Raw genomic sequence first — 21,268 nt, 5'->3', positions numbered from 1 at the left:
CGGCTGTTTGTCAGCTTGTGGCGGATCGGGCCCGCCGGGGCTTGCCATCCCCCGCCCGCCATGGGAGAGGATGGCGACAACCGCACGAAGGGAAAAACACGGTGAGCATCGATCCGTCCTCGATTCCTAATTTCGGGGGCCAGCCCGAACCGCAGGCCGCAGGACCGGAGGGCCCCGTCGTCCCTGACCAGGACCTGGTCAAGCAGCTCCTCGATCAGATGGAGCTGAAGTACGTCGTCGACGACGAGGGCGACCTCGCCGCGCCGTGGGAGGAATTCCGCACGTACTTCATGTTCCGGGGCGAGGCCGAGCAGCAGGTCTTCTCGGTCCGCACGTTCTACGACCGGCCGCACGCCGCCGACCAGCGCACGGTCCTTCTCGAAGCGATCGACGACTGGAACCGCCGCACGCTGTGGCCGAAGGTCTACACGCACACCCACGAGGGCGAGGAGGGCTCCGAGGACGCGGAGGTCTCGATCCGCCTGATCGGTGAGGCGCAGATGCTCATCGGTACGGGCGTCAGCCTGGAGCACTTCGTCTCGTCGACGGTCAGCTGGGTGCGTGCCTCGATCGAGTTCGACAAGTGGCTCCAGGAGCGCCTCGGCCTCGTACCGGCCGAGGAGAAGCCGGACGGCGACGCCACTCCCGGCGAGTAGCCGACCGGGCGCCGAGCCGCACGGGACGGGCGGGGCATCACACCCGCCCCGCCCGTGTGCCGCACCGCAGCGACGGCCCGGCCCGGGGCGTCGGTCCATGCCAGTCATGGACCGACACCCCGGGCCGGGCCGTTTCCCGTGGGTTCTCCTCGCGGTCCGGCGCGTACGACGCCCCGCCTGTGCGCGCCGACGCCGGCCGGGCCGGGGCGGACAGGCCGATCAGCGAAGGAACAGTGACAAGTTCACAAAAGCGACAGCAGCGCGCCATCCCGCGCGCTCTCTCCGAAGACCGTTGTCCGCAGAAGTGCAACTGCTCAACAGGCGGGCCGTTCCTGCGGATCAGTCATGGGGGGACGGAGCGCTACCGTTCTTCCGAATCGCGAGACGTCGGCCGTCGAGCATGAGAGCATCGCGATCGCATATTTACGGTCGCTCGGTGGCGCACGGCCCACTGACATGCGTGAAGGGGACGGGGAGTCCGTATGGCGTGGGAGGAATGGGAGCAGGCCAAGACGGAAGTCGCCGACCGGCGCGGTACGCGGATGCGCCTGAACCAGGTGGACCCCGGTGGTGGCGGTGACACGGGCACGCTGGTGTCGAACAAGCCGGCCTGGTCCAGGGCGGGGCATGACGTCGGTGCGTTGGGCGACGACATGGGCAAGGCTCTGGGAAAGCTCTCGGACGGCCAGGAAGGACTCGCCGCGGACGCGGGCTGCCGGACCGCGGCCGCCCAGAAGGACGTCCACGGCTCCTGGCAGCGTTACCTCAAGGGGGTGCGCGGGCGGTGCGCGAAGCTCGCGGGTCTGCTGGACGGGGCGGGAAGCGACCAGCTGAAGACCGATGAGGCTCTCAAGGCCGAACTCGGCAACCTGAAAGTGGAGTACGCGGACACCCCCGCTGTCGGTGGCCAGAGCAAGGGCCGGTGACCGGCGGCCATGGATCTCGCGACACTCAAGGCGTTCGAGCCCGCCGAGTACGCGGAGGCGGCCGACGGCTACCGCAGCGCCTCCGACATGGCGAGCGCGGCCAAGGACCAGGTGGAGACCCGGATCGCGGCGGCCATGCGCCAGCACCTGAAGGGCGAGGCCGCGAACGCGGCGATCGGCCAGCTGACGGAGCTGGGAAAGAACTTCCACTACATCCAGGTCGAATGCGGTCTCGTCGGTGCGGCACTGGAGGCCTTCTCGTACGAGATGGCGGCGGCCAGGAAGAAGCTCACCGGCGCCCTCGACGAGGCCCGGGCGGCGCACCTCACCGTGAACTCCGACGGCTCGGTCAGCTATCCCCCGGGTGGGGAGAAGAGCGAGGACGGCAGGACGCCCGAGGGCGGCACGGTGGGCGGGCTGACGGATGGCACCGCGGCCGCCGTCGGCCGACAGGCGGCCAATCTGGATCCCAACCCCCACCACCGTCTCGCCCAGGAATGCGCCGACCTGATCGCCTCGGCCCTGAAGGAGGCGACGGAGGCGGACGAGAAGTGGGCCCCGAAGGTGCGGGCGCTGAAGGCGGACGACGACCTGACCGTCTCCGACAGGGACTGGGCCGACACCTCCTCCGACACGAGCGGTGTGAACGAGGCGGGGAAGACGTACCTCGACTCGTTGCCGCAACCGCCCGAGAACGGCAGTCCGAAGGCGGTCGCCGCGTGGTGGCGCGGGCTCGACGCGGAGGAGCGGGCCGCGTGGATCTCGCTGCGACCCGCCTCCGTGGGCGCGCTCGACGGGCTGCCGTCCACGGTTCGGGACGAGGCGAACCGGATGGTGCTCGCCGAGAGCCGGGGCGTCGAACAGATCAAGTACGACGCCTGGCTGAAGAACCATCCGGAACCGACGCGCTTCCAGCCCTTCATCGACCCCTATACCGGATCCGTGAACAAGAAGATCAGCGTCGAGACCCAGGAATGGAAGGACTGGGAGGAGGCGCGGAAGAACTCTCACAAGTCCCTCGAAGGAATGACCGCGATCCAGAAGCGCTTCGACGCGACCGGTAAGAACGGCCTGCCCGAGGCGTACCTGCTGGGGTTCGGCACGGAAGCGGACGGTCGCGCGATCATCGCCAACGGAAATCCGGACACCGCAGATCACCAGGCGGTCTATGTTCCGGGTACGACGGCGGATCTGGGCGGTATCGAGGGAGATATCAACCGGATGGTCAATGTCTGGCACGAGGCCGACGGAAAGTCTGGTGGGAAGTCCGTTTCCACGATCACCTGGCTCGGGTACGACGCACCGGACAGTGTGGTCAAGGACGCGCCGTTCAGCCATTACGCCTACGATGGTGCTCCCGCGTTCAACCAGTTCCTGGACGGACTCGAAGAGTCGCATTCCGGCGATTCGGAACCCCATCGCAGTGTGATCGGCCATTCGTACGGAACGACTCTGATCGGGGCCGCGGCCGAGACGGGCCGGCTCAACGCCGATGACGTCATCCTGGCGGGCAGCCCCGGTGTCAGGGTGTCCAGCGCCGACGAACTCGATGTCCCCAAGGGGCACGTGTGGAACGAGGAGGCGCGCAAGGACCCCGTTCCGGACATCGGCCGCTGGGGACACGGCGGCTCGGGCTTCATCATTCCCAGTGACACGGGGTTCGGCGCCAACCAGATGACGACGGATACCGAGGGGCACAGCGGCTACTGGGACGAAGGCTCCGACAGCCTGTTGAACCAGGCCCTGGTCGTGGTCGGGAGGGGTGACGACGTGGCGCTGAAGCCGCCTCCGCCGCCCGAGACCTGGATGTACGGCCCCGGACCCATGTGAAGTGGCCCGGGACTCATGTGAAGTGGCCCGGGGCTCATGTGAAGTGGGCCGGGACCCATGTGAAGCAGGCCGAGGCCGATGGAAAGCAGGAGCACCGGTGTCCGGGAAGCGACGCGCCTGCCGATCCGCGGGCCGGTCCGACAGAGTAAGGCCCTTCTGACGTGAAGACCAAGATGAGTGCTCTCGCGCTCGCCGTTCCTTTCACCCTCACCGCTCTCACTGGATGTGGCATGACCGACGACAATTCCGATGGCCCCCCGCTCGCCGGGACGAGTACGTCACGAGACGTCTCCGACGCGGTGGAAAAACTGTCGAGCGGAATTTACGACCTGATCGGTGTCAGAGGAAAGGCATCCGACAGTCGGCCGGGCGTGATGAACTGTTCGGACAGGGACGCGAAGAAATATTTCCGCGTCTTTCATCCGTGGAGTTTCCATCCCGAGTCGAAGGGCGATCTCGACGTGGCGATGGAACGACTCAGGACGGAACTCCCGAAGAACGGCTGGAAGATCACCACGTACGGTCCGGACACCAGCAAGAACAAGAACATGAACCTGGTCGCCGACAACGAGGCGAAAAAGGCGGGCGTAAAGATCATCAAGATGGCGAAGGGCGATCCGCCGATGCTGAGTGTGGACGTCGTGTCGGGCTGCTATCAGGTCCCGGACGGCGAAGAGGTCGAACGGTTCTGAGCGGAACGCCGTTCGACAGGAGGTGTACCCGCGCGACCTTCCGCGTTGCCGCGAGGAACGCGGTACGACGTCCGGGCGCGGGGGCGCCTCCGGGACCGAAGGAGAGCGTGAGGCGTGTCGTGGAAGCCGCTCTGCCGCGCCACTTCCACAACACGCCCTCCGGACCGGTTGGTTCTTCGGACGCCGGACGGGGTCACGTCCGCAGCCCGGACAGCCTCTCGATCGCGGTTTCCATGACGTCGGCCCGTTTGCAGAAGGTGAAGCGGACCTGGCCGCGGCCGGCCTCGGGGTCGTCGTAGAAGACGGAGTTGGGGATGGCGACGACGCCGCAGCGTTCGGGGAGCGTGCGGCAGAAGGCGTGGGCGTCCTTCTCGCCGAAGGGGGCGATGTCGGTGGTGATGAAGTACGTGCCCTGGGGCCGGTACACCTCGAAACCGGCTGTGCGCAGGCCGTCGGCGAGCAGGTCGCGCTTGTGGCGGAGGTCGCTGCGGAAGGCCTCGAAGTACGTGTCCGGCAGACGGAGCGCCTCGGCGATCGCGTACTGGAACGGACCCGCGCTCACGTAGGTGAGGAACTGCTTGGCGGTGCGGACGGCGGAGACGAGCGAGGCGTCGGCCGTGATCCAGCCGACCTTCCAGCCGGTGTACGAGAAGGTTTTTCCGGCGGACGAGATCGAGACCGTGCGGTCCCGCATGCCGGGCAGCGAGATCAACGGAATGTGCTCGCCCTCGAAGACCAGGTGCTCGTACACCTCGTCGGTGACGACGAGGAGATCGTGCGCCACCGCCAGTTCGGCGATCGTGGCGAGTTCCTCACGGGTGAGGACCATGCCCGTCGGGTTGTGGGGGCTGTTCAGGAGCAGCAGCCGGGTGCGGGGCGTGATCGCGTCCCGGAGGGCGTCGAGGTCGGGGCGGAAGTCCGGGGCGCGGAGGGTCAGCGGGACCCGGACACCGCCCGCCATGGCGATGCAGGCGGCGTAGGAGTCGTAGAACGGCTCGAAGGCGATGACCTCGTCGCCCGGCTCCAGCAGGGCCAGCATCGACGCGGCGATGGCCTCGGTGGCGCCCGCGGTGACCAGGACCTCGGTGTCGGGGTCGAAGGTCAGGCCGTGGAAGCGGTGCTGGTGGTCCGCGACCGCGGTACGGAGTTCAGGGATGCCGGGGCCGGGCGGGTACTGGTTGCCCCGCCCGTCGCGCAGGGCGCGTACCGCCGCCTCGCGGATCTCCTCCGGTCCGTCGGTGTCGGGGAAGCCCTGGCCGAGGTTGATGGCGCCGGTCCGTACGGCCAGCGCCGACATCTCCGCGAAGATCGTCGTGCCGAAGCCGGACAGGCGGCGGTTGAGGTGCGGTCGTCCCTGTGGTCGTCCCTGAGTCATGACTGTCATCCTGCGGCGAAGCTCTGGTGTTGCTCAAGTCTGCTTTCGGCGTATGGGGGACCGGGCATCCACCCGTCCGGACAGTGGCGCGATGATGAGCGCGGACGGGTGCGACGACGCACCCGCCGACGCCAAGTCGCGCGAGAAGCGGGGACCTCGCTTCGGGGGAACGGAAGAAGGGCGTGAGGTCGATGGAGATATTTGTCGGTGCGGTGATCACGGTCGCCGTGGTCGGGCTGTTCGTCTCGCTTCTGGCGAAGGCCGTCAACCGCAGGAAGGTTCGTGGGCGGGGCGTGCGCCGGGGCGCGGGCGGCGACAGCTGGTGGGCGGGCGGCGGCACCGGCAGCGGTGGATCGTCCTGCGGGGGCGTCGGCGATTCGGGCGGTCACTCCGGTGGTCACTCCGGAGGTCATTCGGGCGGTCATTCGGGTGGTCATTCGTGTGGCGGCGGCCACTCCTCGTGCGGCGGCGGTTCCTCGTGCGGTGGGGGTTCCTCGTGCGGTGGCGGAGGAGGGGACTGACGCGGAGCCACCGCGGATGCGGAACTTCCCTCGAAGCATGGGGTCCCGGCCGTCGCACGGCGTGTCCCCGGCAGAAGTCCCGCGACGGTTCCACGGGTGCTCGGTGGGTGAACTCCCGCCGGGCACCTTTTTGTTGGGGCATACGCGCGTTGCCGGTGAACAGATGACCCGTGAGGCCCCCGAGCGGATGGAAACCGCTCCAAGTTGGGTAAAAACGCTGTGGACGCGGCGTACTTCGTGATTCCCTCGGTGCAGAGAACTTCCAGCCCTCGGACCCGAGTTGGACCTGATCGGGCGCTTCCAAACCTCCCACGTGCATCACGTCGGAGGCGTCCCCTGTCCATGTGTCCACGCTTGTTTGCGGAGCCGACCCATGCTCACGACCCTCCAGACGGCCTATTCCGACACCCGTGCAGCTGACCTGGCCTGGGCGTTGGGGCGTGAACCGCTTCCGGCCCTGGCCGTGCTCGACCTCGACCTCGCGGGTGCCCGACTGCAGATGCGCCTGCTCGGCGCCTCCCACCAGGTGCTTCTGGAGGAGAACCGCGGTACCTGTTCCGAAACCGTCGCGTGCATCCCCGGCAGCAGCACCCCGCTGCCGCTCGGCGTCGCCAAACGACTCGGCGAGTGGGAGTACGAATTCGCCGCGCGGGTGGAGACACTCTCGACCGGCTCGTTCGCGGGGCGCGCCCAGGAGCTCCTGGCGCTGGTGGCCGACCATCCGCACGGTCTGGCCGGGACGTTCCCCGGCAGCCCGCACGCCTTCACCGCGATGCTCGCCCGGCGGACCGAGGGGCAGGTGCAGTGGCGCACCTGGCACGCGTACCCGCAAGAAGGGCAGTTGGTGGTGACGCGCACCCGGGTGGGCGTGCGGATGCCTGCGGCGGCGACGCTCTGATTGCCTCCAAACTCCTTGGTGAGTACGCCACTTACACCCTTGTGGGTGACAGGCTGACACCTTTTCGTCACGTAGCGTTCGCCTCATGATCGACCAGCAGATCTCGCTGCGAAGGGGCGCGGCGTGTCCTTCCGTACGGCCGAGAACCGGTCGCTGTCTCGTGCTGGCCGCCGTCTTCGTCTGTGCCGCCTGCGGTCTGGTGTACGAGCTCGAACTGGTGGCGCTCGCCTCCTACTTGATCGGCGACTCCGTCACCCAGGCCTCCGTCGTGCTCTCCGTGATGGTGTTCGCGATGGGGGTCGGCTCGCTGCTCGCGAAACGTTTGTGCAGCCGCGCCGCGGTCGCGTTCGGGGTGATCGAGGCAGCGCTCGCCCTCGTCGGCGGGTCCTCGGCGGTGGTGCTGTACGCGACGTTCGCCTGGATCGGGGAGTCGCGGTACGCCCTGGTCGGGTTCTCGCTCATGATCGGCGTCCTGATCGGCGCGGAGATTCCGCTGCTGATGACGTTGATCCAGCGCGTCGACCGGCAGGATGCCGGGGGTGTCGTCGCGGATCTCTTCGCCGCGGACTATGTGGGTGCACTGGTCGGCGGACTGGCGTTCCCCTTTCTGCTGCTGCCGGTGCTCGGGCAGCTGACCGGTGCGCTGTGCACGGGTGCGGTCAACGCGGCGGCGGGCGGGGCGCTGGTGCTGTGGGTGTTCCGGCAGGACCTCAGACCCCGCTCCCGGTGGCTGCTGATCCTCGTGAACGTGGCGGTGATCGCCGTGCTCGCCGTCGTCACCGCACTGGTCGGCGACTTCGAGAGGGCGGCGCGGCGCGCGGTGTACGGGGACGGGGTACGGGTCGCGGTGCAGACGGGGCTGCAGGAGGTCGTGCTGACGGGGACGGGCCGCGGCTCCCTGGACCTGTATCTGGACGGGCGGCTGCGGGTGAGCGCGCGCGACGAGTACCGCTACCACGAGGCGCTGGTGCATCCCGCGATGGACGGTCCGCGTGCCCGGGTCCTGATCCTGGGCGGTGGCGACGGCCTGGCCGCCCGTGAGGTGCTGCGCTACCCCGACGTGCGCGGTGTCACGATCGTCGAGCTGGACCCCGGTCTCACCCGGTTGGCGCGTACGGACCGCGCGCTTTCGGCGCTGAACGGTCACGCGTACCGGGATCCCCGGCTGACGGTCGTCGACGCGGACGCCTTCAACTGGCTGCGCGCCGCGCACGCCCGCTACGACGTGGTGATATCGGACCTGCCCGACCCCGGGATCTCCGCCAGCACGAAGCTCTACTCGGCGGAGTTCTACGGTCTGGTCACCGAGGCCCTGGCGCCGGGCGGCCGGGTGGTGGTGCACGGCGGTCCTTCGTCGTCCCGTCCGCGTACGTACTGGACGGTGGAGGCGTCGATGAGGGAGTCGGGTCTGCGTACCCGCCCGTACCGGATCACCGGGCGGGTCACCGACTTCGCGGCCGGGCCGGACCGGGCCACACACCGGGAGCCTTCCGACCATGGCTGGGGCTTCCTCCTCGCCCGTCCCGACCGGGTGCCGACGCTCCGCCTCGCGGCGGCGGCGCCGAGGCTCCGGTCGCTGACGGGGAGCTCACTCGTCCGTGCGGGGCGGGACGCGGAGAAGGCGCGGCTGCGTGGCCTGCCGCCGTCGACGCTGGTTCATCCGCGGTACTGGGAGGACCGGTGAGGCGTGCCCGGTGGGCCTGCCCGGGCCGGGTGCGGCGCGGGACACGGTGCGGGGGCGGCGGGCCGTGCGTCCGGGCCCGCGCTCCGGAACCGCTGACGTGACGGCCGGGGCTGAGTAGGCTCGGTTTCCATGGAGCATGAGGTGTTCGTTCCGGTTCCGGTCCCGTCCCTTCGGCGGACGCTGAGTGATCCCGCCCGTGTCGCGCGCTGTGTACCGGGACTGCAGCAGGACGTCGACGCGTCCGCGGATTCGCTGTCGGGCCGGCTGAAGGTCCGAGTCGGCGGTCACACGATCACGTACCGCGGCGCGCTGCGACTCACCGTTCCGGCCCAGGACGGTCCGGAGACCTCGGGGGGCGCGGAAGGCTCGCCGGGGCCGGAGGAGCCGCGGCGGGGCGACCTCCTCGTGGAGGGCGAGGGAGCCGAGGTCCGGGGCGGCGGCTCCGCGAAACTGTTGCTGACGGTCCTCCTCACGGAGCGGGACGGCGGCACCGTGATCGGGTTCACCGGGACGGCGGGCGGCGACGGCCGCATCCTGGACCTCGACCCGGTGGCGGCGCGCAATACGGCTGTCCGCCTGCTGGATCGCTTCGCGCAACAACTCGTGACGGAGACGTTGGCCGCCGCCGCCGACGGCGGTTCGGAGCCCGGCAGCGGCTCGAAGTCCGGCGGGAGTGGTTCGGGGCTCGCTGACGGCTCGGAGCCCGGCAGCGACTCGAAGTCTGCCGATGGTTCGAAGGCCGGGTCGGAGCGTGGGGCGCGCGGCGGCACCGACGACGCGGCACTCGACGAAGCCGAGCGTTCCGTCGGGGAAGCGGTGGAGCAAGCCATCGAGGAGGCGGCCGAGGAAGCCGACACGACCGGCGTCGCCGGCTCGCGGAACGCCGCTCCGGACGCCACCGGTGGGGACGACGCCGATGGCACCGGGACGACCTCCGGCGCCGATGGTGTGGACGACGACACCCCGCCCACGCATGAAGCCGCGCCCGACGAGGCGCCCTCCGTCGAGAAGCCCCCGGGCACGGGCTCCGTCTTCCATGTGCCCGTGCCCCCGTCGTCGCTCGATCCCGACCTCGATCCGGACCTCGATGCGGATCTGGACGCGGATGCGGATCTGGATGCGGATGCGGAGTCGAGCGTTGAGGCGGAGATGGAGGCGCAGACGGAATTCACCGTCCCCGACGGTCCCCCGGCCGAGGCCGCGCACGCCAGGCGCACCATGATCGGCCGCAGTGCCGAGGAGGTCGACCACGCGCCGCCGCGCGGCAGGTACGCGCCCGTGCCGTCACCCGAATCGACCACGGCGGGGGCCACGCTCCGCTGGGTCGCCCCCGCCGCCGCGCTCGCGCTCGCTTCGGCCGTCGTGGTGAGCCGTGCGCTGCGACGACGGAGGTAGTCACGCCAGTAGTGTCGGCCGGGTGAGTAGCAGCGAGAAGGACGTCCGGCTGTCCGTCGGCGACGCAGAATTGACCATTGACCCCGCCCATGGCTGTCGCATCAGCAGCTTGCGGATCGGTGGTACCGAACTGCTGCGGCAGGGGGAGCGCTACGGCTGCTTTCCGATGGTGCCGTGGTGCGGACGCACCGGATACGGGCTCTTCCACAACGGTGACGTCCCGCACCGGTTGCCGCTGAACGCCCCGCCGCACGCCATTCACGGCACCGGCAGGGATACCGCGTGGCATCTCGCCCGGGTGGACGAGAGGGACGCCTCGTTCTACTACGACCTCGCCGATCCCTGGCCCTACCCGGGCCGGGTGACCCAGACATTCGAGCTGACCGAGGACTCGCTCGTGCTGGCGTTCGGCGTCGAGACGTATGGGGACTCGTTCCCGGCCCAGGCCGGCTGGCACCCCTGGTTCCTGCGCAACCTCGGCGATGGGGGCGAGGACGTGCGGGTCGACTTCGACGCGGCCTGGCAGGAGGAGCGGGGCGAGGACCATCTGCCGACCGGGCGCCGCCTTCCGGTCCTGCCCGGCCCGTGGGACGACTGCTTCGGGATGCCCGACGGCGTCGACGTGACGCTCACCTGGCCGGAGCACCTGGAGCTGACCGTGAAGAGCCGGGCCGAGTGGGTCGTGATCTACGACGAGCAGGCCGAGGCGGTCTGCGTGGAGCCGCAGTCCGGCCCGCCGAACGGGTTGAACACCACGCCCCGGTACGTCACCCCGATCGAGCCGCTGGAGATCGCGACGACCTGGAGCTGGCGCAGGCTGTGAATCGTGGCCGTGTGGCCGTGTGGCCGTGTGGGCGTGTGGCGGTGTGGCTGTGTGGCGGTGTGGCTGTGCGGACGTGTCCGTGTGGCTGTGCGGGCGTGCGGCCCGTGGACCTGCGGCCCGTGGATCTGTGGGCCGTGGATCTGTGGTCGGGGCGGAGACCTGTCCTTCGAGGGTGGTGAGCCGCATTGTTCCGGCATCGGTTCGGACCCCGACGTGCGCGCCTTAAGCTCGTAGCCATGACTGACGTACGTGCTGAGCTGCTCCAGCAGATCAAGGACAAGGCCGTGGTGCACGGCAAGGTGACCCTTTCCTCGGGACTTGAAGCCGACTGGTACATCGATCTGCGCCGCATCACGCTGGACGGCAAGGCCGCCCCGATGGTCGGTCAGGTCATGCTCGACGCCACCGCCGAGCTGGACTACGACTGCGTGGGCGGGCTGACGCTGGGCGCCGACCCGGTCGCCACGTCGATGCTGCACGCCTCCGCCGCGCGTGGGCAGGAGCTTGACGCGTTCGTCGTCCGGAAGGCGCAGAAGACGCACGGGATGCAGCGTCGTATCGAGGGCACTGATGTGAAGGGCCGCCGTTGTCTGGTGGTCGAGGACACGTCGACGACGGGCGGCTCGCCGCTGACGGCTGTCGAGGCGGTGCGCGAGGCCGGCGGCGAGGTCGTCGCCGTTGCGGTGATCGTGGAGCGGGGTGCGGCTCCGGCGATCGCCGAGGCCGGTCTTCCCTACCTCCACGTCTACTCGGTGGCCGACCTCGATCTTGCCTGATGCTGATCTGACCTGCGTCTTTCTTCGAGGGCGGGCCGTTTCACGTGAAACGGCCCGCCCTCGAAGCATGTCCAGGAGGCCCCGAACAGGAGCCGGGTGGGTGGGCCGGGTGGAGTCGCGGCGGGAGTCTGGGAAGATGGGGGCGACGATGATGTCGCCCCCAGGTCAGGGAACCAGCACCACACACCCGCATATCCCAAGGAGCGGACAGATGCCCATCGCAACCCCCGAGGTCTACGCCGAGATGCTCGACCGGGCGAAGGCAGGGAAGTTCGCCTACCCGGCCATCAATGTGACGTCGACCCAGACCCTGCACGCTGCGCTGCGCGGCTTCGCGGAGGCGGAGAGCGACGGCATCGTCCAGATCTCCACCGGCGGTGCGGAGTTCCTGGGCGGCCAGTACAACAAGGACATGGTCACCGGCGCCGTCGCCCTGGCCGAGTTCGCGCACATCGTCGCCGCCAAGTACGACATCTCGGTCGCTCTGCACACCGACCACTGCCCCAAGGACAAGCTGGACGGTTATGTCCGTCCGCTGATCGACATCTCCGCCGAGCGTGTCGCCAAGGGGAGGAACCCGCTGTTCCAGTCCCACATGTGGGACGGTTCGGCCGAGACCCTCGCCGACAACCTGGCCATCGGCCAGGAGCTGCTGGCCAAGGCCGCCGCCGCCAAGATCATCCTTGAGGTCGAGATCACCCCGACCGGTGGCGAGGAGGACGGCGTCTCGCACGAGATCAACGACGAGCTGTACACGACCGTCGACGACGCGCTGCGCACCGCCGAGGCGCTCGGTCTTGGCGAGAAGGGCCGCTACCTGCTGGCCGCTTCCTTCGGCAACGTCCACGGCGTCTACAAGCCGGGCAACGTCGTGCTCCGCCCCGAGCTGCTGAAGGACCTCCAGGAGGGCGTCGGCGCCAAGTACGGCAAGACGTCTCCGTTCGACTTCGTCTTCCACGGCGGATCGGGCTCCACCGAGCAGGAGATCGCCACCGCGCTGGAGAACGGCGTCGTGAAGATGAACCTCGACACCGACACCCAGTACGCCTTCACCCGCCCGATCGTGGACCACGTGTTCCGTAACTACGACGGTGTGCTGAAGGTCGACGGCGAGGTCGGCAACAAGAAGGTCTACGACCCGCGCAGCTGGGGCAAGTCCGCCGAGGCGGGCATGGCCGCTCGCGTGACGGAGGCCTGTGCCAATCTGCGTTCCACCGGCACCAAGCTGAAGTAGGCGCGGTCGGCACAACAGCGAGGCCGACACAACGGTGTGGCCGCGGGCCCGGTACCCCCCTTTGAAACCCGAGGGGGGGTGCCGGGCCCGCGGTGTGTTTTCGTGGGAGGACATCGCTCCGGGCAGCCCCGTGAGGCCGGGAAGTGCGACGAGGCCGGGAGGCGCGGAGACCGACGAGCCCGGGACGGCCCGGGGAGAGTGTGAGGGAGTGCTGTGAGTTCCGGTGCGCGCTATGACTTCGACACCGTCGTTGACCGCAGGGGCACCTGGTGCGTCCAGTGGGACGGGGTCGCGGACCGTTTCGGGGTGGACGGGCTGCTGCCGTTCACCATTTCCGACATGGACTTCGAGACCGCCCCCGAGGTGCTGACCGCGTTGCGGGCCCGCCTCGACCACGGGGTGTTCGGCTACACGGACTGGCGGCAGGGTGACTTCCGCGCGGCGATAGCCCACTGGTACACGACCCGGCACGGAACGGAGGTGGACACCGGGCAGCTTGTGTACGGGCCCTCCGTGCTCAGTCAGCTCTCGCAACTGCTCCAGATGTGGTCGTCCGAGGGCGACGGGGTGGTCGTCCACACTCCCACGTACGACGGATTCCGCAAGGCGATCACCGGGCTCGGGCGGGAGCTGAGGGGAGTTCCGGTGGGGGACGGGGCCGCTCTGGAACGCGAGCTGGCCCGCCCCGACAGCAAGGTCCTGATCGTGTGCTCGCCGCACAACCCGACGGGCCGGGTGTGGACCGAGGCCGAGTTGCGTGAGATGTCGTCGCTCGCCGCGCGGCACGGCGTCGCGGTGGTCAGCGACGAGATCCACGCGGACTTCGTGCACGAGGGGCACGCACATGTGCCGTGGACACGGGTCGCGGATGACGGCCGTTGGGCGCTGATCACCTCCGCGTCGAAGGCCTTCAATTTCCCGGCGCTGAACGGTTCGTACGGGCTGATCGGTGATGCCGCCGACCGGACGGAGTTCCTGCGCCGGATGGAGACCGCCGAGGGGCTCGCCTCCCCGGCGGTGCTGTCGCTGACCGCGCACGTCGCCGCCTACCGGGAGGCCGACGCGTGGCTGGACGCGGTACGCGCCTATGTCGCCGACAATCTGGCGTTGGTCGCGCGACGGCTGAACGAGGCGTTCCCGGAACTGGGCTGGGAGCCGCCGCAGGCCGGCTACCTGGCGTGGATCGATCTGCGACCCGCAGGTGTCGACGGGGACGAGACGTTGCAGCGGGTGCTGATCGAGCGGGAGAGGATCGCGGTCATGCCGGGCGGGGTGTACGGGGCGGAGGGCTTCGTGCGGCTGAACGTGGGGTGTCCCCGTTCCAAGGTGGAGGCCGGGGTGGAGGCGCTGATCCGGGGTGTCCGCCAGGTCCGGGCGGAAGGCGGGGCGGGGGCGTAGGGCAGGTCTTGTCGTGCCTGTTCCGTAGGACCGGTCCTGTCGGGCTTGTTTCGTAGGACCGGTCCTGTCGGGCTTGTTTCGTAGGACCGGTCCTGTCGGGCTTGTTTCGTAGGACCGGTCCTGTCGGGCCTGTTTCGTAGGACCGGTCTCGTCGGGCTTGTTTCGTCGGGCCGGTCCTTGCAGGGCGCCCGGTCGGTCCCGGCGCGTGGGCGGGACGCCTCCGCGGGTCCGTGGCTCCGATCGATTGCTCCGATCGATTGCTTCGGTCGGTGGTTTCGGTCGGTGGTTTCGGTCGGTCGGGGCGCTGGGCCGGGTGCTGACGCCCGATGGCTTCCCCGGCGCCGAGCGGCGATGCTGCTCCTATGCCCGACGCAGCAGATACGGGGGCCATCCGCGTCGCCTCCGCCGCCGGACGGTGGGTCGTCCTCACCACCGTTCTCGGGTCCAGCATGGCCCTGCTCGACTCCACCGTCATCAACGTGGCCCTGCCCCGCATCGGCCGGGACCTCGGTACCGACCTGGCCGCGCTCCAGTGGACCGTCAACGCCTACATGCTGACCCTCGCAGGGCTGATCCTGCTCGGTGGCGCCCTCGGCGACCGGTTCGGGCGACGACGGGTCTTCGTCGTCGGAGTCGTCTGGTTCGCCGCGGCGTCGGTGGTGTGCGGACTCGCACCGAACGCCGCCGTACTGATCACCGCCCGCGCTCTTCAGGGCATCGGCGGGGCGCTCCTCACCCCCGGTTCGCTGGCGTTGATCCAGGCGAGTTTCCACCCCGACGACCGCGCCCGCGCGGTCGGGCTGTGGTCGGGGCTCGGCGGGGTCGGAGCCGCCATCGGGCCATTCGTCGGCGGTTGGCTCGTCGACGGGCCGGGCTGGCGGTGGGTGTTCCTGCTCAATGTGCCGGTCGCCGCGATCTGCGCGCCGGTGGCACTGCGGCACGTACCAGAATCGCGCGACCCGCACGCGCATGGACGCTTCGACGTACTGGGCGCCGTGCTGGCAGCGCTTGCCCTGGCCCTGGTGACCTATGCGCTGATCGAGGCTCCGGGGCGAGGGGCCTCCGGCACGGTGATCGGGACGGCCGTCGCGGGCGTCGTTCTCGGCGCGGCGTTCGTACAGGTGGAACGGCGGAGGGCGGACCCGATGGTGCCGCCGTCGGTCTTCGCGTCCCGGCAGTTCACCGCAGTCAATGTCATCACTCTCTGTGTGTACGCGGCATTCGGCGGCTTCTTCTTCCTCGCCGCGATTCAGCTCCAGGTCGTGGCCGGATACTCGGCACTCGGCGCGGGCACGGCCCTGCTGCCCACGACCCTGCTGATGCTGTTCTTCTCCGCCTCCTCGGGAGAACTGGGGCAACGCATCGGGCCTCGTGTCCCGCTCACCGCAGGGCCGCTGGCCGCCGCCGCCGGAATGCTGCTGATGCTGAGGGTCGGGCCCGGTTCGCATTCCGTATCCGCCTACCTGACGGACGTGCTTCCCGCGGTCGCCGTGCTCGGTGTCGGGATGGTCGTCCTGGTGGCGCCGCTCACGGCGACCGTCCTGGCCTCCGTGGACACCTCGCGGGCCGGCCTCGCCAGCGGGATCAACAACGCCGCCGCCCGTGCCGCCGGGCTGATCGCGGTGGCCGCGCTGCCGCTGCTCACCGGAATGGGACCGGAGGCGTACCGGGACGCCGATGAGTTCGCGGCAACCTTCCGGCGTGCTCTGCCGATGTGCGCAGGGCTGCTCGTGCTGGGGTCACTGATCGCCTGGACCACCGTGCGAAACCCACCGGTGCCGGTTGCGAAAAAGGGAGCGGCGAAAGGAGCGGCGAAGGGGGCGGGGGAGGAAGTGGGGGAGGCCGAGGGAGTGGATGCCGAGGGAGTGGACAGGGGGACGGAACAGGGGGCGGCAGGGCGGGCGCGGCCCGAGTGCACGGTGTACTGCGGCATCGTCTCCCCGCCGCTGGAACCCGCCCCGGCCCCGGCGACCACGCACGCCAGCGGACCCGCACACGAGGAGTCCGGAGGCCGGGGCGGGACGGGCTCTCGGGGAGGCCCCGGGGGCCCGGGGGGTCCGGATCCGGACGGGACGGGGTGACCCCGCGCGATCGCCCGGCGGGGTGTCCGGTACGAGTCGTTCCCACCGGCGCGTAAGGATCGGCACCCGGACACGGAGCGGGAGGCGCGGGACTCGATCCGGTGCGCCACGGAGTGCCCGGGTGCACCCGGCGCGAACCGGATCATCGCAGTGCGCCCGGGTACCCCCGGAGCGCATGTGCCAGGCACACTTGAACCCATGTCGATCCACGAGAACCTGCTCGGGGGACCGCCCCCGACCCACCTGCCCGACGACCCGGAGCCGCGCGAACTGCTCGCCGGAGGCACGGCCCCCGCCGATGTCGCCGCGAAGTACCCGACGTCCTCCCTCGCCTGGGCACAGCTCGCCGATGAGGCGTTCGAGGGCGGCCGCGTCGTCGAGTCGTACGCCTACGCACGCACCGGCTACCACCGAGGCCTCGACGCGCTGCGTCGGGCGGGCTGGAAGGGCCATGGGCCCGTACCGTTCGAGCACGAGCCGAACCGGGGCTTCCTGCGTGCCCTGCACGCGCTGGCGCGGGCCGCCGGAGCGATCGGTGAGCAGGCGGAGTACGAGCGCTGCACGACGTTCCTGCGCGACTCCTCGCCGACGGCTGCCGAAACCCTCGGCTGAGGACTGCCCCGTGATCCGTGGTGGATCGGTGCGCGGCGTCGGATGCGGTGTGTCGCAGGGCGGAGGGGCGTCCGCATACGGATGTATGCGGACGTTCCGGCAACGCCGCGAGGTGCCGTGGCTGTCGTCGCGCGTCGGCCGGGGATCGCGGGACAGCTCTTGGCGCTGCGACCGGAAAGGTTCACCGGCTCCGGCTCGCGCTTTGACCTTGAGGTCCGAACGAGTCTTCGTGTTTTGGCCTTGAGGTCCGAACGAGTCCTCGCGCTTGATCATTCGGACCGGTAACTGCCATCACTGCCATATGTGCGGGCGGCCTTCGGCTGAGCCGGTGATCCGATCAAGGAACACGCAGCGTTCAGCACGAAGGCCGTAGGGGGCAGTCTGTCGCGTCATTCCGGGCGGCGGGGTCCGTTTGCGGTGAGTCCGCCTTCGGCGACACCACCACGGCCGACACCGGCCGTATGCGGTCGGTGTGCCTGCGGCGCTTCGGCATCGGGAGCACACCACCACTGCACGCCACGACGCGCACACTGCCCGCAATCCCGACCTCGCGGGGCGAGGGGCGGAGAAGCCGACGGCCCCACGCCCCGCCGCACAGGCCAAAGATCGAGCCAAGTGCTGTCCCGGAAACCTGGCGTGCCGGAACCCCGACGGGCAGAGACCTCGGCACGCCGAAATCCTCGGCGGGCGCCGTAGTGATGTGCCGGATCCCGCGGGCGATCGTGCGTCTGCGGGGGCTGCGCTTCCTCCCGGTTCCCGTTCTAGGATGCCGACAGGGGACCGGAGCTCCATCACCTCACGGAAGGGGCGGACCGCTACCCGGAAGCTTGTGTCGAGGAGACAGCAATGTCGACGATCCACCCCGACCCCGAAGCCACCGGTGCGGAGACCCCGCACCTCGACTTCGAGGGAACGACTCCGTACGAGGACTATGTCCAGGCGGATGTCCTGACCCACCTCCAGCACCCCCGCTCCGATGATCCGGGCGAGATGGTGTTCCTGGTCACCACCCAGGTCATGGAACTGTGGTTCACCGTCATCGTCCACGAGTGGGAGACCGCCGCGCACGCCCTGCGCGAGGACCGGCTGGACGTGGCACGTGACGCGCTCAAGCGGTCCCTGAGGGAACTGGAGGCGCTCAACGCCTCCTGGACGCCGCTCGCCCAGCTCACTCCCGCCCAGTTCAACTCCTACCGTGGTGCCCTCGGCGAGGGCTCCGGCTTCCAGTCGGCGATGTACCGGCGGATGGAGTTCCTGCTCGGCGACAAGTCCGCGTCCATGCTGGTGCCGCACCGGGGCGCACCCCGTGTCCACGCCGAGCTGGAGAAGGCGCTGGCGGAACCGAGCCTGTACGACGAGACGCTCGCTCTGCTCGCCCGGCGCGGCCACGCCGTACCCCGGTCCGTGCTCGACCGCGATCTGACGCAGAGGTACGAGCCGTCCCCCGAGGTCGAGGCCGTCTGGGCGGAGATCTACGCCAACCCCGATCAGCACGACGAGCTGGTCCGGCTCGGTGAAACCCTGACCGATGTCGGCGAGCTGGTGTGGCGCTGGCGCAACGATCACCTGGTCGCCACCCGGCGCGCGATGGGTTCGAAGACCGGTACCGGCGGTTCCGCCGGGGTCGCGTGGCTGGAGAAGCGGGCCACGAAGAACGTCTTCCCCGAGTTGTGGAGTGCGCGCAGCCATGTCTGAGACCTTCGCCGCGCGGGACGCGGCAGCCGAGGACCCCGCCGCACGGGCGGCAGTGGCCGGGAAGGACGTCGCACGGGCGGCAGCGGCCGGGAAGGACGTTCCCGGGCTCGCCGTACGAGCGGCCGAACTCGACGGTGCCGACCCGCTCGCGGACCGGCGCGGGTTGTTCGCGCTCGACGACACCGTCTACCTGGACGGCAACTCGCTCGGTGCGCTGCCCGCCCACGTTCCCGCCCGGGTGCAGGAGGTCCTCACCCGGGAGTGGGGCGAGCTGCGCATCCGGTCCTGGGACGAGAGCGGCTGGTGGACCGCGCCGGAACGGATCGGCGACCGGATCGCCCCCCTCGTCGGGGCCGCCGCCGGACAGATCGTCGTCGGCGATTCCACCAGCGTGAACGTCTTCAAGGCCCTCGTCGCCGCGAGTCGGCTGGCGCCCGAGGGGCGCGACGAGATCCTCGTCGACGCGACGACCTTTCCCACCGACGGGTACATCGCCGCGTCCGCGGCCCGGATGACCGGCCACCGGCTCGTCCCGGTCGTGCCCGCAGAGGTCCCCGATGCCCTCGGCCCCCGTACCGCGGCCGTCCTGCTCAACCACGTCGACTACCGCACCGGCAGCTTGCACGACCTGCCCGGGCTCACCGCCGCCGCCCACGCGGCGGGCGCCGTAGCCGTCTGGGACCTGTGCCACAGCGCGGGAGCCCTGCCCGTGGGGCTGGACGCGCACGGCGTGGACCTGGCGGTCGGCTGCACGTACAAGTACCTGAATGGCGGGCCCGGTTCGCCCGCCTACCTGTATGTCGCCGAGCGCCACCAGGCAGCGTTCGACTCGCCGCTTCCGGGGTGGACTTCGCACGCCGACCCGTTCGGCATGACACCCGGATACGTTCCGGCGGACGGCGCGGTGCGGGGACGGGTCGGTACGCCCGACATCGTCTCCATGCTGACACTCGAAGCGGCCCTGGACGTGTGGGACGGGGTGTCGATCGAGGCGGTAAGGGCCAAGTCGCTGGCCCTTACCGACTTCTTCCTGGAGTGCGTCGCCGCGTATGTGCCCGAGGGCCGGGTCACCTCCCTCACCCCGGCCGCGCACGTCGAACGCGGCAGCCAGGTCGCGCTGCGGTGCGAGGACGCGGGGCCGGTCATGAGCGCCCTCATCGAGCGGGGCGTCATCGGCGACCTGCGGCGGCCGGACGTGCTGCGGTTCGGGTTCACCCCGCTGTACGTGGGATTCGCGGACGCGGAACGGGCGGCGCGGGTGCTCGCCGAGGTGGTGGAGAGGACACCGGACGATCGGCCCGGGGCCGGGGAAGCGCAGGGCCGGGACCGGGCGGCACACCGGGACTGAGCCGGGCCGGACGGGACACCGGGACCGAGCCGGGCTCGGGCGAGGTACCGGGGCCGGCTCGGACTCGGGCGGGGCACCGGGACCGAGTCGGGGCCGGGCAGGGCACCGGGACCGAGCCGGGATCTGCGGTCCTTCCGGGGCAGCGGACTCTGCCATGATCCGTCGGCGGGGACGGGAACCATCCGTACTGGTACCGTCCCCGCAGGTCAGGCCAGTTGGGCCGCAGTGGGACCGGGGCACCGGGACGGCCGGTCGATGGCCCGTTGGGCTGTCGGTCCGGTGGCCTGTTGGGCTGTCGGTCCGGTGGGCTGATCGGCTGATGGGTTGGGTGGCTGTCGGGCTGTCGGTCCGGCATGCCGAGGAACGGACAGGACGGGTTGGAGCACCATGTCGGATTCCGCCGCGCGTGATCGGGACGCAGCCGAGACCGAGTCGGCCCTCTCTCATCCACCGGTCGCCCCCGATGCGTCCGCCGCCTACGGGAACCACCCCGACCAGCTGATCGACTTCTACGCCCCGCGCGACGGCCGGTCCGGGGCACCGGTCGTGATCGTTCTGCACGGCGGCGCCTGGCGGGCACCCTACGACCGGCAGCACATGTCGCCGTTCGCCGACTTTCTCGCCCGGCGCGGTTTCGCCGTGGCCAGCGTGGAGTACCGGCGCGGCAGCGAGATCCCGCAGCAGCGGGGTTCGTCACCGGTGGCGGGTCGTTGGCCGGAGACGTTCGACGATGTCGCCGCGGCGATGGACGCGCTGCCCGGCCTGTTGGCCCGGGAACTGCCGGAGGCCGACGTGCGTCGGATCGTCGTGACCGGGCATTCGGCGGGCGGGCAGCTCGCCCTGTGGGCGGCCGCACGGCACATACTGCCCGAAGGGTCGCCGTGGCGATTGTCCGCGCCGCCGCCGCTGCGGGGCGTCGTCGCCCTCGCGCCGATCGCCGACTTCACCAAGGCCGTCGAACTGGACGTGTGTTCCGGGGCGGTCGGCCAGCTCCTCGGCCGCGACGACGACTTCGAGGAACGCGCCCGGCACGCCGATCCGGCCGTGCTGCTGCCCACCGGCATCGCGACGACCGTGGTGCAGGGGACCACCGACCTCGACGTGCCGCAGCCCGTCTCGGAGGCGTTCGTCGACGCGGCGGCACGGGCGGGAGAGACAGTGGGACTGACCCTGCTGCCCGATGTCGGCCACTACCCGCTGATCGACCCGGCGAGTGACGCGTGCGCGGTGGTGGCGGAGGAACTCGCCCAGCTTGCCTGGTGAACCATGTTCGACCGGTTTGTCCCCGCGTAGTACTTGCGACGGACCACGCAGAATCCACATC

The 21,268-nt window shown here is 70.1% G+C and carries 17 protein-coding genes; 16 read left to right on the top strand and 1 reads right to left on the bottom strand.

What is annotated here, in order from left to right:
- Positions 1-101: 101 nt before the first annotated feature.
- The 4 genes from ACF1CT_RS07220 to ACF1CT_RS07205 all read left to right on the top strand — a co-directional run bounded on the left by ACF1CT_RS07220 (position 102) and on the right by ACF1CT_RS07205 (position 4,104).
- Positions 102-656 carry a YbjN domain-containing protein gene (locus tag ACF1CT_RS07220; RefSeq protein ID WP_391782768.1) on the top strand — a complete coding sequence of 185 codons (555 nt, stop codon included), beginning with the start codon at positions 102-104 and terminating at the stop codon, positions 654-656.
- Positions 657-1,138: 482 nt separating this feature from the next.
- A complete protein-coding gene (locus tag ACF1CT_RS07215; RefSeq protein ID WP_391782767.1) occupies positions 1,139-1,582 on the top strand; it encodes a hypothetical protein in 444 nt (147 codons plus the stop codon).
- A 9-nt stretch (positions 1,583-1,591) separates the two neighbouring features.
- Positions 1,592-3,412, top strand: a complete 1,821-nt coding sequence (locus ACF1CT_RS07210) for an alpha/beta hydrolase (RefSeq protein ID WP_391782766.1) — start codon at positions 1,592-1,594, stop codon at positions 3,410-3,412.
- A gap of 161 nt (positions 3,413-3,573) precedes the next feature.
- Complete coding sequence (locus ACF1CT_RS07205) at positions 3,574-4,104, top strand: hypothetical protein (RefSeq protein ID WP_391782765.1); 531 nt, start codon at positions 3,574-3,576, stop codon at positions 4,102-4,104.
- A gap of 193 nt (positions 4,105-4,297) precedes the next feature.
- On the opposite strand, the gene ACF1CT_RS07200 is transcribed toward ACF1CT_RS07205, so the two are convergent.
- Entirely contained in the window at positions 4,298-5,479 is a 1,182-nt protein-coding gene (locus tag ACF1CT_RS07200) for a pyridoxal phosphate-dependent aminotransferase (RefSeq protein ID WP_391782764.1), read from the bottom strand.
- 894 nt (positions 5,480-6,373) lie between these two features.
- Between ACF1CT_RS07200 and ACF1CT_RS07195 the strand changes: the two genes are divergently transcribed.
- From ACF1CT_RS07195 to ACF1CT_RS07140, 12 genes are all read left to right on the top strand, one after another.
- On the top strand, positions 6,374-6,898 hold the full coding sequence (locus ACF1CT_RS07195; RefSeq protein ID WP_391782763.1) for a DUF2617 family protein: 525 nt from the start codon (positions 6,374-6,376) through the stop codon (positions 6,896-6,898).
- 85 nt (positions 6,899-6,983) lie between these two features.
- Positions 6,984-8,582 (top strand): polyamine aminopropyltransferase, encoded by a 1,599-nt coding sequence (locus ACF1CT_RS07190; RefSeq protein ID WP_391782762.1) that lies wholly within the window; start codon positions 6,984-6,986, stop codon positions 8,580-8,582.
- A gap of 141 nt (positions 8,583-8,723) precedes the next feature.
- Positions 8,724-9,977, top strand: coding sequence for a hypothetical protein (locus ACF1CT_RS07185; protein WP_391783058.1), 1,254 nt, complete (start codon positions 8,724-8,726; stop codon positions 9,975-9,977).
- Positions 9,978-9,999: 22 nt separating this feature from the next.
- Positions 10,000-10,800 carry an aldose 1-epimerase gene (locus ACF1CT_RS07180; RefSeq protein ID WP_391782761.1) on the top strand — a complete coding sequence of 267 codons (801 nt, stop codon included), beginning with the start codon at positions 10,000-10,002 and terminating at the stop codon, positions 10,798-10,800.
- A 236-nt stretch (positions 10,801-11,036) separates the two neighbouring features.
- Complete coding sequence (pyrE, locus tag ACF1CT_RS07175; protein ID WP_391782760.1) at positions 11,037-11,576, top strand: orotate phosphoribosyltransferase; 540 nt, start codon at positions 11,037-11,039, stop codon at positions 11,574-11,576.
- 211 nt (positions 11,577-11,787) lie between these two features.
- Positions 11,788-12,810, top strand: coding sequence for a class II fructose-bisphosphate aldolase (gene fbaA / locus ACF1CT_RS07170; RefSeq protein WP_391782759.1), 1,023 nt, complete (start codon positions 11,788-11,790; stop codon positions 12,808-12,810).
- A gap of 213 nt (positions 12,811-13,023) precedes the next feature.
- A complete protein-coding gene (locus ACF1CT_RS07165; RefSeq protein ID WP_391782758.1) occupies positions 13,024-14,208 on the top strand; it encodes a MalY/PatB family protein in 1,185 nt (394 codons plus the stop codon).
- Positions 14,209-14,570: 362 nt separating this feature from the next.
- Positions 14,571-16,289 (top strand): MFS transporter, encoded by a 1,719-nt coding sequence (locus ACF1CT_RS07160; protein WP_391782757.1) that lies wholly within the window; start codon positions 14,571-14,573, stop codon positions 16,287-16,289.
- A 198-nt stretch (positions 16,290-16,487) separates the two neighbouring features.
- Positions 16,488-16,901, top strand: coding sequence for a DUF3151 domain-containing protein (locus tag ACF1CT_RS07155; RefSeq protein ID WP_391782756.1), 414 nt, complete (start codon positions 16,488-16,490; stop codon positions 16,899-16,901).
- 846 nt (positions 16,902-17,747) lie between these two features.
- On the top strand, positions 17,748-18,596 hold the full coding sequence (locus ACF1CT_RS07150) for a tryptophan 2,3-dioxygenase family protein (protein WP_391782755.1): 849 nt from the start codon (positions 17,748-17,750) through the stop codon (positions 18,594-18,596).
- A complete protein-coding gene (gene kynU, locus ACF1CT_RS07145; RefSeq protein ID WP_391782754.1) occupies positions 18,589-19,944 on the top strand; it encodes a kynureninase in 1,356 nt (451 codons plus the stop codon). Before ACF1CT_RS07150 ends, kynU begins: the two co-directional genes overlap by 8 nt.
- Before the next feature lie 387 nt (positions 19,945-20,331).
- Entirely contained in the window at positions 20,332-21,207 is an 876-nt protein-coding gene (locus ACF1CT_RS07140) for an alpha/beta hydrolase (RefSeq protein ID WP_391782753.1), read from the top strand.
- Positions 21,208-21,268 lie beyond the last annotated feature (61 nt).

This window comes from Streptomyces sp. NPDC014734 (assembly GCF_043083325.1).
Classification (GTDB): Bacteria; Actinomycetota; Actinomycetes; order Streptomycetales; family Streptomycetaceae; genus Streptomyces.
Note: the sequence above shows the minus strand (reverse complement) of the source record. Positions and strands in the feature narration are given on the sequence as shown.

Bases quoted from the DNA above. Each gene is read 5' to 3' on its own strand.
- ACF1CT_RS07215 (WP_391782767.1), top strand. From the start codon at position 1,139: ATGGCGTGGGAGGAATGGGAGCAGGCCAAGACGGAAGTCGCCGACCGG.
- ACF1CT_RS07210 (WP_391782766.1), top strand. From the start codon at position 1,592: ATGGATCTCGCGACACTCAAGGCGTTCGAGCCCGCCGAGTACGCGGAG.
- ACF1CT_RS07200 (WP_391782764.1), bottom strand. From the start codon at position 5,479: ATGACTCAGGGACGACCACAGGGACGACCGCACCTCAACCGCCGCCTG.
- ACF1CT_RS07195 (WP_391782763.1), top strand. From the start codon at position 6,374: ATGCTCACGACCCTCCAGACGGCCTATTCCGACACCCGTGCAGCTGAC.
- ACF1CT_RS07190 (WP_391782762.1), top strand. From the start codon at position 6,984: ATGATCGACCAGCAGATCTCGCTGCGAAGGGGCGCGGCGTGTCCTTCC.
- pyrE (WP_391782760.1), top strand. From the start codon at position 11,037: ATGACTGACGTACGTGCTGAGCTGCTCCAGCAGATCAAGGACAAGGCC.
- fbaA (WP_391782759.1), top strand. From the start codon at position 11,788: ATGCCCATCGCAACCCCCGAGGTCTACGCCGAGATGCTCGACCGGGCG.
- ACF1CT_RS07160 (WP_391782757.1), top strand. From the start codon at position 14,571: ATGCCCGACGCAGCAGATACGGGGGCCATCCGCGTCGCCTCCGCCGCC.
- ACF1CT_RS07155 (WP_391782756.1), top strand. From the start codon at position 16,488: ATGTCGATCCACGAGAACCTGCTCGGGGGACCGCCCCCGACCCACCTG.
- ACF1CT_RS07150 (WP_391782755.1), top strand. From the start codon at position 17,748: ATGTCGACGATCCACCCCGACCCCGAAGCCACCGGTGCGGAGACCCCG.
- kynU (WP_391782754.1), top strand. From the start codon at position 18,589: ATGTCTGAGACCTTCGCCGCGCGGGACGCGGCAGCCGAGGACCCCGCC.
- ACF1CT_RS07140 (WP_391782753.1), top strand. From the start codon at position 20,332: ATGTCGGATTCCGCCGCGCGTGATCGGGACGCAGCCGAGACCGAGTCG.